Origin of the sequence: Streptomyces sp. NRRL S-455 (assembly GCF_000717875.1) — a bacterium.
GTDB lineage: Bacteria > Actinomycetota > Actinomycetes > Streptomycetales > Streptomycetaceae > Streptomyces.
Genome location: NZ_JOCT01000015.1, coordinates 16,115 through 29,047 on the forward strand (window position 1 = coordinate 16,115; position 12,933 = coordinate 29,047).

11 protein-coding genes and 1 tRNA gene are annotated in these 12,933 nt (G+C 70.1%); 7 read left to right on the forward strand and 5 right to left on the reverse strand.

Annotated elements, in window-relative coordinates:
- Window positions 1–19: 19 nt before the first annotated feature.
- A complete protein-coding gene (locus tag IE97_RS0120660; protein WP_030242619.1) occupies window positions 20–454 on the forward strand; it encodes a membrane protein in 435 nt (144 codons plus the stop codon).
- A gap of 399 nt (window positions 455–853) precedes the next feature.
- Here IE97_RS0120660 and IE97_RS0120665 read toward each other — a convergent pair whose 3' ends face one another.
- Window positions 854–2,242: a cystathionine beta-synthase gene (locus IE97_RS0120665; protein ID WP_030242624.1), complete on the reverse strand. Its 1,389-nt coding sequence runs from the start codon at window positions 2,240–2,242 to the stop codon at window positions 854–856.
- Window positions 2,243–2,398: 156 nt separating this feature from the next.
- On the opposite strand from IE97_RS0120665, the gene IE97_RS0120670 reads away from it, so the two are divergent.
- The 3 genes from IE97_RS0120670 to IE97_RS0120680 all read left to right on the forward strand — a co-directional run bounded on the left by IE97_RS0120670 (window position 2,399) and on the right by IE97_RS0120680 (window position 5,845).
- Window positions 2,399–3,424, forward strand: a complete 1,026-nt coding sequence (locus tag IE97_RS0120670) for an SGNH/GDSL hydrolase family protein (RefSeq protein ID WP_030242627.1) — start codon at window positions 2,399–2,401, stop codon at window positions 3,422–3,424.
- Between the two features lie 144 nt (window positions 3,425–3,568).
- Window positions 3,569–4,789 (forward strand): acetyl-CoA C-acetyltransferase, encoded by a 1,221-nt coding sequence (locus IE97_RS0120675; RefSeq protein ID WP_030242630.1) that lies wholly within the window; start codon window positions 3,569–3,571, stop codon window positions 4,787–4,789.
- A 273-nt stretch (window positions 4,790–5,062) separates the two neighbouring features.
- Complete coding sequence (locus tag IE97_RS0120680) at window positions 5,063–5,845, forward strand: hypothetical protein (protein WP_030242633.1); 783 nt, start codon at window positions 5,063–5,065, stop codon at window positions 5,843–5,845.
- Window positions 5,846–5,913: 68 nt separating this feature from the next.
- Here the strand turns inward: IE97_RS0120680 and IE97_RS0120685 are convergent, their stop codons facing one another.
- On the reverse strand, window positions 5,914–6,219 hold the full coding sequence (locus IE97_RS0120685) for a hypothetical protein (RefSeq protein ID WP_030242636.1): 306 nt from the start codon (window positions 6,217–6,219) through the stop codon (window positions 5,914–5,916).
- Window positions 6,220–6,320: 101 nt separating this feature from the next.
- Between IE97_RS0120685 and IE97_RS0120690 the strand changes: the two genes are divergently transcribed.
- Window positions 6,321–6,551 carry a DUF4287 domain-containing protein gene (locus tag IE97_RS0120690; protein ID WP_030242638.1) on the forward strand — a complete coding sequence of 77 codons (231 nt, stop codon included), beginning with the start codon at window positions 6,321–6,323 and terminating at the stop codon, window positions 6,549–6,551.
- Window positions 6,552–6,638: 87 nt separating this feature from the next.
- Here the strand turns inward: IE97_RS0120690 and IE97_RS0120695 are convergent, their stop codons facing one another.
- The 3 genes from IE97_RS0120695 to IE97_RS0120705 form a co-directional block, all read right to left on the reverse strand.
- Window positions 6,639–7,532 (reverse strand): Bax inhibitor-1/YccA family membrane protein, encoded by an 894-nt coding sequence (locus tag IE97_RS0120695; protein ID WP_030242639.1) that lies wholly within the window; start codon window positions 7,530–7,532, stop codon window positions 6,639–6,641.
- Between the two features lie 154 nt (window positions 7,533–7,686).
- On the reverse strand, window positions 7,687–8,865 hold the full coding sequence (locus IE97_RS0120700) for a 4-hydroxybenzoate 3-monooxygenase (RefSeq protein WP_030242641.1): 1,179 nt from the start codon (window positions 8,863–8,865) through the stop codon (window positions 7,687–7,689).
- A 166-nt stretch (window positions 8,866–9,031) separates the two neighbouring features.
- Window positions 9,032–9,115: transfer RNA gene (locus tag IE97_RS0120705), tRNA-Leu, on the reverse strand.
- A gap of 409 nt (window positions 9,116–9,524) precedes the next feature.
- Between IE97_RS0120705 and IE97_RS0120710 the strand changes: the two genes are divergently transcribed.
- A complete protein-coding gene (locus tag IE97_RS0120710; protein WP_030242643.1) occupies window positions 9,525–10,295 on the forward strand; it encodes an ABC transporter ATP-binding protein in 771 nt (256 codons plus the stop codon).
- 38 nt (window positions 10,296–10,333) lie between these two features.
- A complete protein-coding gene (locus IE97_RS0120715; RefSeq protein WP_030242647.1) occupies window positions 10,334–12,868 on the forward strand; it encodes an ABC transporter permease in 2,535 nt (844 codons plus the stop codon).
- Window positions 12,869–12,933 lie beyond the last annotated feature (65 nt).

The following is a 12,933-nucleotide window of genomic DNA, read 5'->3' on the forward strand; positions in this document are numbered from 1 at the left end:
CGCTTTCTAGCGTGGGCGCATGACCGGATTTGACGCGCGGGACACCGACCTGAAGAGGGAACTCGACGCCACCCTGCAGACGCGCAGGGAGCTGGGCGAGGAGTACGAGTCGGCTCTGGTCGAGTCGTTCCTGGAGAAGGTCGACCAGCGGATCGACGGCATGGTGGAGCGCCGGGTGCGCCGTCAGCTCGCCGAGCAGCAGACGCAGACCGCCCGGGACTCCCGGGCACCGATGGCCACGGACTCCTGGGGCGAGCGCTTCGGGTTCGGGATCGTCTCCCTCGTCCTCGCGGTGCCGCTGTCCGCGATCGGCGGAGGTATCGCGGACACCCCGGGTCTGGCCGTCGCCTGGGCCGGCATCGTCGGAGTGAACGTCGCCCAGGCCGCCCGCACCAATCCGGGCCTGTTCGGCCGCCGCGTCAAGTCCTCCCGGGGCGGGGACAGGGGGGACTGAGCAGTCCCGGTCCCCGACCTGCCGGGAGTTGGGCGAAGGGCGACGAGCCACACGGGCTGAGGCACCCGGGAGAGAGATGCGCGGGGACCGCCGCACCCCCGTGAACGGGGGGCGGGACGACGGCGGTCCCCGCGAGGGACGCTTGCCTGGTCAGGGCCGGGCTTGCGCGTCCGTGGCGTCCGTGGAGGTCCGGGAGCCGCTCCGGAGGTCCTTGACGCCTACGGTGTCGGCCGGGGCGGGGAGCCGCTCCCGCCCTGCCGACACCCCCTAATGTGCAGGACCGTTGTTAAGCGGGTGCTGCGCGAACGTGACGCGCTCGTACCACTTCCGCGAAGTCCGCGAAGATCGCGGACGCTGGGGGTTCACCCCGTTCACGGGCGGTTCACCGGAGGTTCGCCGCTACTTCCCGGACCTGGCGAGGAAGGACAGCAGGTCCTGCCGGCTGACCACACCGGTCGGCTTGCCCTCGACGAGGACGATCGCCGCGTCGGCCTTGCCGAGGACGGCCATCAGGTCCGCGACCGGCTCGCCGGAGCCGACCTGGGGCAGCGGGGCGGACATGTGCTTCTCCAGCGGGTCCTCCAGCGAGGCGCTCTTGCTGAACAGGGCGTCCAGCAGCTCGCGTTCCACCACCGAGCCGACGACCTCGGCGGCCATCACGTCGGGGTGCCCGGCGCCCGGCTTGACGACCGGCATCTGGGAGACGCCGTACTCGCGCAGCACCTCGATGGCCTGACCGACCGTCTCTTCCGGGTGCATGTGGACGAGGGAGGGCATGCGGTCGCCCTCCTTGTCGTTGAGGACGTCGCCGACGCGGGCGCTGGGGCCGGAGTCCTCCAGGAAGCCGTAGTCGGCCATCCACTCGTCGTTGAAGATCTTGCTGAGGTAGCCGCGGCCGCTGTCCGGCAGCAGCACCACCACGACGTCGTCCTCGTCGAGCCGCGCGGCCACCTCCAGCGCCGCCACGACCGCCATGCCGCAGGAGCCGCCGACCAGGAGGCCCTCCTCCTTGGCGAGGCGGCGGGTCATCTGGAAGGAGTCCTTGTCGGACACGGCGACGATCTCGTCCGCGACGGTCCGGTCGTAGGCGGTGGGCCAGAAGTCCTCACCGACGCCCTCGACGAGGTACGGGCGGCCGGAGCCGCCGGAGTAGACGGAGCCCTCCGGGTCGGCGCCGATGACCTTCACCTTGCCGTCGCTGATCTCCTTCAGGTAGCGGCCGGTCCCGGAGATGGTGCCGCCGGTGCCCACGCCCGTCACGAAGTGGGTGATCTTCCCCTCCGTCTGCTCCCACAGCTCGGGGCCCGTGGAGTGGTAGTGGGAGAGCGGGTTGTTGGGGTTGGAGTACTGGTCGGGCTTCCAGGCGCCCGGCGTCTCGCGCACCAGCCGGTCGGAGACGTTGTAGTAGGAGTCCGGGTGCTCGGGGTCCACGGCGGTCGGGCAGACGACCACCTCGGCGCCGTAGGCGCGCAGCACGTTGATCTTGTCGGTGCTCACCTTGTCGGGGCACACGAAGATGCACTTGTACCCCTTCTGCTGCGCCACGATGGCCAGCCCGACACCGGTGTTGCCGCTGGTCGGCTCGACGATCGTGCCGCCCGGCTTGAGCGCGCCGCTCTCCTCCGCCGCCTCGATCATGCGCAGGGCGATGCGGTCCTTCACGGAGCCGCCGGGATTGAAGTACTCCACCTTGGCCAGGACGGTCGCCCTGATGCCCTTGGTCACGCTGTTGAGCCTCACCAGCGGGGTGTTGCCGACGAGGCTGATCATCGAGTCGTGGAACTGCACCGTTGTCTCCGGTTGCCGCAGAAGTGGTCGTAGTGGTGCCGCCAGCCTAGGGCCTGCCGGTGGTCCGTGACGGTCGTTCACTCGCTGTTGCGATTGGGCGACGGCCTGTACGGGGCAAGCACTGGGTGTACGGGTTCGAGGAGGTGGCGGCGACGCATGACGAGCATGTCGAGGGCGCGGGTGGCCCGGCGGATCGCGGCGGGCGCGGCGTACGGCGGCGGCGGGATCGGTCTGGCCGGGGCGGCCGCCGTGGGGCTGCTGCTGGCGGAGGTGCAGCTGGCGCGGCGCCGGGTGGGCAACGGCGCGCCGCCCCATGTGCCGAACGCGGACGGGCTGTACGGCCGTACGTACGTCGCCCCCGCCGACGCGCCGCTGCGGCTGACGATGCTGGGCGACTCCACCGCCGCGGGGCAGGGCGTGCACCGCGCCTCGCAGACCCCGGGGGCGCTGCTCGCCTCGGGCGTCGCGGCGCTGGCGGAACGCCCGGTCGAGCTGCGCACGGTGGCGACGCCGGGAGCCCGTTCGGACGACCTGGACCGCCAGGTGGCCCTGGTGCTGGCGGCACCCGGTCCCGTGCCCGACATCTGCGTGATCATGGTCGGCGCGAACGACGTCACCCACCGCATGCCCCCGACCCGCTCGGTCCGCTACCTGGCGTCGGCGGTACGGCGGCTGCGCACGGCCGGCGCCGAGGTCGTGGTCGGCACCTGCCCCGACCTGGGCACGATCGAGCCGGTCCAGCAGCCCTTGCGCTGGCTGGCCAGACGGGCCTCCCGCCAGCTGGCGGCCGCCCAGACGATCGGCGTCGTCGAACAGGGCGGCCGCACCGTGTCCCTGGGCGACCTGCTGGGTCCCGAGTTCGCCGCGAACCCGCGCGAGCTGTTCGGCCCGGACAACTACCACCCGTCCGCCGAGGGCTACGCCACGGCGGCGATGGCGGTGCTGCCGACCGTCTGCGCGGCGCTGGGCCTGTGGCCGGACGAGGAGGAGCGCCCGGACGCGACCCGTCGCGAGGGCTTCCTGCCGGTGGCCAGGGCGGCGGCGGAGGCCGCCTCGGAGGCGGGCACGGAGGTCACCGCGGCGATGCCGAGCGGGCCGAGGGGCCCGTGGGCCCTGCTGAAACGCCGCAGGCGCCGGCGGGTACACGAGCAGGAACCGGCCCCTGTCACGCCGTCGAGCTGAGGAGAAGAAAGCGGAGCAGAAGAAAAGCAAGCGCTTAGAAAACTGCGGCCAGGGTCACACCGCGACACCCGTGACCCAGCCCATACGGACGGGTAACTTCCCAGACAGCCCAGCCAGACCACCCGGTACGTCAATGGAGCCGTGATGCCCGAAGCCGTGATCGTCTCAGCCGCCCGCTCCCCCATCGGCCGCGCCGCCAAGGGCTCCCTCAAGGACATGCGCCCGGACGACCTCACCGCCACGATCGTGCAGGCCGCCCTGGCCAAGGTCCCCGAGCTGGACCCGAAGGACATCGACGACCTGATGCTCGGCTGCGGCCTGCCCGGCGGCGAGCAGGGCCACAACCTCGGCCGCATCGTCGCCGTGCAGATGGGCATGGACCACTTGCCGGGCTGCACCGTCACCCGGTACTGCTCCTCCTCCCTGCAGACCTCCCGCATGGCCCTGCACGCCATCAAGGCCGGCGAGGGCGACGTCTTCATCTCGGCGGGCGTGGAGACGGTCTCCCGGTACGTCAAGGGCAGCTCCGACGGCCTGCCCGACACGCACAACCCCCTCTTCGCCGACGCCGAGGCCCGCACCGCCGAGGTCGCCCAGTCCGAGGGCTCCACCTGGCACGACCCGCGCGAGGACGGCCTGCTGCCCGACCCGTACATCGCGATGGGCCAGACCGCCGAGAACCTGGCCCGCGCCAAGGGCGTCACCCGCCAGGACATGGACGAGTTCGGCGTCCGCTCGCAGAACCTCGCCGAAGAGGCCATCAAGAACGGCTTCTGGGAGCGCGAGATCACCCCGGTGCCCCTCCCCGACGGCACGGTCGTCTCCAAGGACGACGGCCCGCGCGCAGGCGTCACCCTGGAGGGCGTGCAGGGTCTGAAGCCGGTCTTCCGCCCCGACGGCATGGTCACGGCCGGCAACTGCTGCCCGCTGAACGACGGCGCCGCAGCGCTCGTCATCATGTCCGACACCAAGGCCCGCGAGCTCGGCCTCACCCCGCTCGCCCGGATCGTGTCGACCGGCGTCTCCGGCCTCTCCCCCGAGATCATGGGTCTCGGCCCGGTCGAGGCGAGCAAGCAGGCCCTCAAGCGGGCCGGGCTGACCATCGGCGACATCGACCTGGTCGAGATCAACGAGGCGTTCGCCGCCCAGGTGATCCCCTCCTACCGCGACCTGGGCATCCCGCTGGAGAAGCTGAACGTCAACGGCGGCGCCATCGCCGTCGGCCACCCCTTCGGCATGACCGGCGCCCGCATCACCACCACGCTCATCAACTCCCTGCAGTTCCACGACAAGCAGTTCGGCCTGGAGACGATGTGCGTCGGCGGCGGCCAGGGCATGGCCATGGTCATCGAGCGCCTCAGCTGATCGCCGCACCGTAGCCGCCATAGCACCGACCGTGAGGTCATGGCCCAGAACCCGGAAAACACCAGGGTTCTGGGCCGTTTTGTGATCCAATCTCACCCAGGATGTGACCCATCTCCCTCTACCCGGGGAGAACCCCAGGTCACAGCAGTCACACCCCCTCCTACAGGACCGAAGCTCTGTCCGTTTCGTGACGTTACGCACTGACAGCTGGTTAGTCCGCCCTTCAAGCTGATGTAGGAAGTCGGGGGTCGACTTTGAACCGGGAGTACGTCAGTGAGCGCCTTGCCGATCGCGTTGCTGGTCACCACGGCCGCCACGGGCGCCGTGGGAGTGGCCGTCCTGCGCACCGTCCTGCAGCTGCGCCGAGAGGTCGCGGCCCTGCACACCGTGCTGGCCGAGAACCGCGCCGCCACCACCCGCGCACTGCTGCCCGCGGCCCGCACGGCCACCGACACCGACGAGATACGTGCCGCCGTCGCGGCGGCGCTCGCCGAGGAACGGGAGCGGGAGCTCGCCGAGGCCCGGGCGTTCTGGGCCGCCCAGGAGACCCGCGACACCTCCGACGCGCCGTCCCTGCTGGGTCTGCCCGACAGCGATCTGTTCCTGCCCCGGCAGGCCGATTTCGCGGGCCTGGAGCCGGTCTCGGAGTCCGGCGCGGACACCGAGGAACCGGTCGGTGAGTCCCCGGAACTGGCCGCGGCCCGCCGCCGCCACCCCTCCCACCCGGACTTCGTGCCGAACCCCTCGCCGGCCGTGAACGACCACGAGCGCACCGTCGCCACCCTGGAGGAGCTGGCCTCCTCCCGCGTCGAGCTCACGGACGTCCGCCCCGGCCCCCTGGGCACCCTTGACGTCTACGTCTTCGCCGACGGCACGACGCTGTGCATGACCCCGGGCCACCGCGAGACGGCGGAGCGCCTGTCCGCCGCCCTGCGCGCGGGCGAGACCCCGACCCTCCTGGGCGGCTCCGGTGTCTCGGGCGCCTACACCCTGACGTTCGAGTGCGGCGAGGAGAACGTCTACATCCTGGCCGACCGGGTCATCGCGTCCCTCTAGGCAAGCGCCCCGAAGGGGCGCGGGGAACTGCGCCAGCAACCGAAGACCACCTGAACCCGCCGACGGCGCTAAACCCCCGCCCGCTTCTGCGCCTCCTCCACCAACCGCACCGCTTCATCGACGTCGGCACCACTCGGAATCACCACGGCCAGATCATGCCCGGCCACGGTGATCTGATCTGCCGCTGCAAACATCCCCGCATCCGGCATCTCCCGAGGCTCAACACCCTCCAGTACCTGCGCCCTCCGGGCCAACTCCCGGGCCAGCCCAAGGGCCTCAGCGGCAGCGCCCCGCTGCAGCCGGCTCTGGGGCGCAGCCCTCAAACGATCGGCGAAGTGCTCCACCGCACGGGTCAGAGGCGTCGTATCAACCACGCCGCGAGCGTACGCGTCGCACCGGGACTGTTGCCAACGGGCGAACACTCAGGCACGGTGACCTGAAGGACCGGCTTACATCCCAGCGTCCGGAGGCGCCGATGTCCCAAGTCTTCTCCGAAGAGACCCACCGCAACCTGCTCGCCCGCATCCCCCATTGCACCGGTCGTGAGATCTCCGACTGGCTGCGCACCGTCGACGAAGGCCCGGCACTCTTCCGCTTCGAGGAAAAGGTCAGCTGGCTCCGGCACGAACACAACCTCGCGTACGGCCACGCCAAGGCGATCATCCATGAGTACGACCTGAGGAGGGCCGCGCGCAAACTGCTCTAGGCGCGGCGCCGTCACGACGACACCGCCCGGCAGACGACGAAGGGCCCCGGCCGGAGCCGGGGCCCTTCGCGCTACGACCGTCGAGAACTAGTCGTTGCTGTTGAGGATCGAGATGAGCCTCAGGAACTCCAGGTAGATCCACACCAGCGTGAGCGTCAGGCCGAAGGCCGCGAGCCACGCCTCCTCGCGCGGAGCACCGTAGGCGACGCCGTCCTCGACCTGCTTGAAGTCCAGGGCGAGGAAGCAGGCGCCGAGGATGATGCCGATGATGCCGAAGACGACACCCAGGGCACCACTGCGGAAGCCGAGGCCGTCACCGCCGCCGAACACCGCGAACAGCAGGTTCACGGTCATCAGCAGGATGAAGCCGAGCGCGGCCGCCATCACGAAGCCGTAGAAGCGCCGGTTGACGCGGATCCAGCCGGCCTTGTAGGCGATCAGCACACCGGCGAAGACCGCCATGGTGCCGATCACGGCCTGCATGGCGGCGCCGTCGGCGATGCGGTTGTCGACGATGTTGGACACGACGCCGAGGAAGACACCCTCGAACGCGGCGTACGTCAGGATCAGCGCGGGCGAGGCCTTGCGCTTGAAGGACTGCACGAACGCCAGCACCATGCCGATCAGCGCGGCGCCGATACCGATGCCGTAGCTCCGGCCGATGTTCGCGTCGTCGATCGGCAGCAGCGCCCAGGAGAGGGCGGCGGTGACGATGAGCACACCGAGCGTGCTCGCCGTGCGCAGGACGACGTCGTCGATGGTCATCCGGCCGGTGGCGGCCGGGGCCTGCGGCGGCGCGCCGTACTGCACGTCCTGCTGGGCGTAAGGGTTCTGGGCGTACGGGTTGCCCGTCGGCTGCGCGTACGGGTTGGCCTGCGTGGCGACAGCGGGACCCCCGGCCTGCGGCGCGGTGTTGAAGCCCGCGTAGCCGTTGTCGCGGCTGAACCCCCGTCGCGAGAAGACCGGGTTTCTGCTCCTCATTTCACTCCTCCATGGCCACCAGGCGTGGCCTTGGCTCAAGAGTAATAGGTAGGCAAAGGATTGACCCTAGTGCTTGGGGAGGATCTTTCCCTCGTCGTGCTGCGCAACACGCTACGCCGCTCTGATGTTCCCCTCACCGGAGGGGCTCATTCATTCACCCGCCGAACGGGAAGCCCGTGTACCCCTCGGCCAGGTCGGTCTCGGCCGCCCGCGAGGAGGCGATCCGCTCCAGCCGGGCGAGCTGGAGCCGGTCCTCGAAGCCGGTCGCGCCGGGGGCCGCGTGCAGGAGGGTCGTCATGTCGTAGGAGAACCGCTCGGCCTGCCAGACCCGGCGCAGGCAGGTGTCCGAGTAGGCGTCGAGCAGGTCGGGTGAGCCGCTCTCCTTCCGGTGCGTCAGGGCCCGGGCGAACGTCACGACGTCACCGACGGCGAGGTTCAGCCCCTTCGCCCCGGTCGGCGGGACGATGTGCGCCGCGTCGCCGGCGAGGAAGAGGCGGCCGTGGCGCATGGGCTCGTGGACGTAGGAGCGCATGGGCGTGACGGACTTCTGGGTGATCGGGCCGCGTTCCAGGCGCCAGTCGTCGGCGGTCTCGAAGCGGCGGTCCAGCTCGTCCCAGATGTCCTCGTCGCTCCACTCCCCGGCGTCCGTGCCGTCGGGCACCTGGAGGTAGAGGCGGGAGACGGACGGCGACCGCATGGACAGCAGGGCGAAGCCGCGGTCGTGCCGGGCGTAGACCAGTTCGTCGTGCGAGGGCGGCACGTCGGCGAGGATGCCGAGCCAGCCGAAGGGGTACGTCCGCTCGAACACCTGGGTGAGTCCGGCCGGGACGGCCTTGCGGGCCACACCCCAGAAGCCGTCACAGCCGACGACGTACTCACACTCCAGGACGTCCTCGCGCCCCTCGTGCCGGAAGCGGACGCGCGGGGCGTCCGTGCCCGCGTCCTCCACGGCCAGCGCCTCCGCCTCGAACAGCAGCGGGCCGCCCTCCCGGAGCTGGAGGGCGATGAGGTCCTTGCAGACCTCGGTCTGGGCGTAGACCATCACGGACCGGCCACCGGTGAGGGCGGGGAAGTCGACGCGGTGGCGGCGGCGGTCGAAGCGCAGCTCTATGCCGTCGTGGCGCAGCCCCTCGCGGTCCATGCGCTCCCCGGCGCCGGCCGCGCGCAGCACGTCCGCCGTGCCCTGCTCAAGGATCCCGGCCCGCTGCCGCCGCTCGACGTAGGCGCGGTCGCGGCTCTCCAGGACGACCGAGTCGATGCCGGCGTTGTGCAGCAGCCGGGCGAGGAGGAGGCCGGCGGGGCCGGCTCCGATGATGCCGACGGTGGTGCGCATCGGGCACCTTCTCTCTCTGAGGTTCGTGGAAGCCTGTCCGAAGTCCGAAGTCGTTCGCCCAGTGAAAAATATTTCACTACGCTCGAACGTGAGTTTCCGACGGCATGCGCCCACTGTCAACGGGCATGCCGTGGAGTCTTCAATGAACCATGCAGCAGTCGGAAGGTGCCCGGAGCCGGACTCGAACCGGCACGCCCGCGAAGGGGCAGCGAGGTTTAAGCTCGCCGTGTCTGCATTCCACCATCCGGGCAGGCCATGGGCTCCGCATCGAGGTTCCGAGACTATCGGGACGGTTCCCCCGACCAGCGGGAGAGCGGGCCGATGTTGTCTTATTTTATTGATGTCTGAGGGTGCATCAGCACGCGGAATGCGCCGTCAGCACTTGCCAATAGCCTTGCGTGCGGCGCCCGGCCGCGCATGCGGAATGACGGAATTTCACCGTCTGAACGAGGGCACTCCACCCGTTCTCGACACCCGGAGCACCCGGTTCCCGGTCGCCGGCCCGTCAGGGTCGGCGTCATCCCCAGGTATGACGCCGACCCCCGCGGTCAGACCGAAGTCCCCCTCAGGAACCGGAACAGCGGGTGACTACACGGCGGCAGGGGACCCGGACGATGGGAGTCGTCCTTCCCACCACCGTCCCGTCAGGAGTGCCATCCGTGACCACCGCATCCCTCGCCGACCGGGCCACCACCGTGGCCGCGCGCGCCACGGATCTGTCGAAGATCTACGGACAGGGTGAGACCCAGGTGGTCGCCCTCGACCGGGTCTCCGTCGACTTCCGGCAGGCCGAGTTCACCGCGATCATGGGCCCCTCGGGCTCCGGCAAGTCGACCCTGATGCACTGCGTGGCCGGTCTGGACACCTTCTCCTCCGGGTCGGTGCGCATCGGCGAGACCGAGCTGGGCTCCCTGAAGGACAAGCAGCTGACCAAGCTCCGCCGGGACAAGATCGGCTTCATCTTCCAGGCGTTCAACCTGCTGCCGACCCTGACGGCCCTGGAGAACATCACCCTTCCCATGGACATCGCGGGCCGTAAGCCGGACAAGCAGTGGCTGGACTCCGTCATCGGGATGGTCGGCCTGGCGGACCGGCTCGGGCACCGGCCCTCGCAGCTCTCCGGCGGTCAGCAGCAACGTGTCGCCGTGGCACGGGCGTTGGCCTCCAGGCCCGAGATCATCTTCGGTGACGAGCCCACCGGAAACCTCGACTCGCGCTCCGGCGCCGAGGTGCTGGGCTTCCTGCGCAACTCCGTGCGGGAGCTGGGCCAGACGGTGGTGATGGTGACTCACGACCCGGTCGCCGCTGCCTACGCGGACCGTGTCGTCTTCCTCGCGGACGGCCGGATCGTCGACGAGATGCACCGGCCGACGGCCGAGTCGGTCCTGGACCGCATGAAGGCGTTCGACGCCAAGGGCCGCACCAGCTGATCCCCCGTCAGGACCGACAGGACTGAGAAGAAGAACCCATGTTCCGTACCGCCTTGCGCAACGTACTCGCGCACAAGGCCCGGCTCCTGATGACCGTGCTCGCCGTGATGCTCGGCGTGGCATTCGTCTCCGGCACCCTGGTCTTCGCCGACACCCTCTCCAACGCCTTCCGCAACCAGTCGGCGAAGAGCTACGACGACGTCGCCGTCGCCATCACCTCGTACGCCGACCCGGACAACGCCAAGGAGGAGCCCGGTCTCCCGGGGAAGACCCTCGACAAGATCGCCGCGGTGGACGGCGTCGACGCCGCGTACGGCCGCGTCGACGGCTTCGCCGGGGTCGCCGACCCGGACGGGAAGCTGATCGGCGTCGGCTGGTCCAACAAGGGCTCCAACTTCGCCCCCGGCAAGGACGGCAAGGACCCCGCCTACACGTTCACCGACGGCTCGGGCCCGGTGAAGGACGATCAGATCGCCCTGGACAAGGAGTCCGCGGCCAAGGGCGAGTACCGGGTCGGCGACCGGGTCCGGGTCGCCACGAACGGGCCGGTGAAGGAGTACACCCTCAGTGGTGTGTTCACCACCGAGGACGGCGCCGTGAACGCCGGCGGCAGCCTGGTCCTCTTCGACACCGCGGTCGCCCAGAAGCAGTACCTCAAGCCCGGCTACTTCCAGAGCGTCACCGTCACCGCCGACCCCGGCGCGTCCGACGCGAGGATTCTGGACGCGGTCAAGCCGCTGCTGCCGGACACCGCCGAGGCGACGACCGGCCAGGCCCTCGCGGACGAGCAGGCCGAGGAGATCGAACAGGGCCTGGGCAGCCTCAAGCAGGTCCTGCTCGGCTTCGCGGGCATCGCGCTGTTCGTGGGGATCTTCCTGATCTCCAACACCTTCACCATGCTGGTCGCCCAGCGCACCAAGGAGATCGCGCTGATGCGCGCCGTCGGTGCGTCGCGCAGGCAGATCACCCGCTCGGTGCTCGCCGAGGCGGCGTTGGTGGGCCTGGTCGCCTCGGCGATCGGCTTCGTCCTCGGCATCGGGCTGGCGGTCGGCCTGCGGTCCGGGATGGCCGCGTTCGAGATGAAGATCCCGGACGGTCCGCTGATCCTGTCCGCCACACCGGTGATCGCCGCGCTCGGCGTCGGCGTGCTGATCACGATGCTCGCCGCCTGGCTGCCCGGCCGCCGGGCCGCGAAGATCCCGCCGGTGGCGGCCATGAACAGCGTCCACGCGGTGGCCACCACCAAGTCGCTGGTGCTGCGCAACTCCATCGGGGCGGCCATCACCGCCCTCGGCGCGGTCGCGATCGTGCTGGGTGCCTCGTCCGGCGGTGACAACGGCCGGATGTACATCGCGGCGGGCGCGTTCTTCGCGCTGGTCGGTGTGATCGTCCTGATCCCGCTGCTGTCCCGGCCCGTGATCGCGCTCGTCCGTCCGCTGCTCGTCGGCCCCTTCGGGGTGTCCGGCAAGCTGGCCGGCCAGAACGCGGTCCGCAACCCGCGCCGTACCGGGGCCACCGCCTCCGCCCTGGCGATCGGGCTGACGCTGGTGACCGGCCTGTCGGTGCTCGGTGTCACGGTGGGCACGGCCATCGACAAGATGACCACGGACAACGTCAAGGCCGACTACATGGTCTCGATGGCGAACGGCGGGGACCTCGACCAGTCCGCGCTGACGGCGCTGGAGAAGGCCAAGGGAGTCTCGGCGGTCTCGCCGCAGCAGAGCGTCTACTTCCAGGCCGGTGACGAGGACTACGTGTCCGCTTCGGCGGTCACTCCGGGCGCTATCGAGAAGGTCCTGAACGTCGACGTCGTCAGTGGCGACATCGGCTCGCTCGCCGAGGGGCGGATCGCGGTCGCCGAGAAGACGGCCAGGAGCATGGGCTGGAAGCCCGGCGACACCGTCCCCGTCACCTTCAACGACGAGAAGAAGGGCACGCTGAAGGTCGGCGCCGTCTTCAAGGACAGCGAGTTCCTCTCCCCCGTCCTCGTCGACACGAAGGTCGTGAACCCGCACGAGGCGCGGCCGTCCATCCAGCAGATCTTCGTGAAGGTGGAGGGCGGCCAGTCCTCGGCGAACGAGAAGGTCCTCATCGACGCGCTGGGCGACAACCCCGCGATCACGGTCATGGACCGGCAGGACATCCGCGACGAGTTCGGCGGCGTCATCAACACCCTGCTGAACATCATGTACGGCCTGCTGGCGATGGCCCTGATCATCGCCGTGCTGGGGGTCGTCAACACCCTGGCGATGTCGGTCTTCGAACGGCAGCAGGAGATCGGCATGCTGCGGGCGATCGGTCTCGACCGGCGCCGGGTGAAGCGGATGGTCCGGCTGGAAGCCGTGGTCATCTCGGTGTTCGGCGCGACGGTCGGCATCGGTCTGGGCTCGTTCCTCGGCTGGGCGATCGGCGAGACCTTCGCGGACCAGATCCCGGGCTACGCGCTGGTCCTGCCCTGGGACCGGATCGGGATCTTCCTGGTGCTGGCCGGCCTGGTGGGCGTCCTGGCGGCGCTGTGGCCGGCCCGCAACGCCGCGCGGCTGAACATGCTGAACGCGATCAAGGCGGAGTGACCGGTCCCGCCGCACCGAAGGGCCGGGCTTCCCACGACGGGGAGTCCGGCCCTTCGTCTCGCGTC

What these genes read in the sequence shown, in the direction of transcription:
- IE97_RS0120670 (WP_030242627.1), top strand. Translation starts at nt 2,399, where the DNA reads ATGACGAGCATGTCGAGGGCGCGGGTGGCCCGGCGGATCGCGGCGGGC.
- IE97_RS0120690 (WP_030242638.1), top strand. Translation starts at nt 6,321, where the DNA reads ATGTCCCAAGTCTTCTCCGAAGAGACCCACCGCAACCTGCTCGCCCGC.
- IE97_RS0120695 (WP_030242639.1), bottom strand. Translation starts at nt 7,532, where the DNA reads ATGAGGAGCAGAAACCCGGTCTTCTCGCGACGGGGGTTCAGCCGCGAC.
- IE97_RS0120700 (WP_030242641.1), bottom strand. Translation starts at nt 8,865, where the DNA reads ATGCGCACCACCGTCGGCATCATCGGAGCCGGCCCCGCCGGCCTCCTC.
- IE97_RS0120675 (WP_030242630.1), top strand. Translation starts at nt 3,569, where the DNA reads ATGCCCGAAGCCGTGATCGTCTCAGCCGCCCGCTCCCCCATCGGCCGC.
- IE97_RS0120660 (WP_030242619.1), top strand. Translation starts at nt 20, where the DNA reads ATGACCGGATTTGACGCGCGGGACACCGACCTGAAGAGGGAACTCGAC.
- IE97_RS0120715 (WP_030242647.1), top strand. Translation starts at nt 10,334, where the DNA reads ATGTTCCGTACCGCCTTGCGCAACGTACTCGCGCACAAGGCCCGGCTC.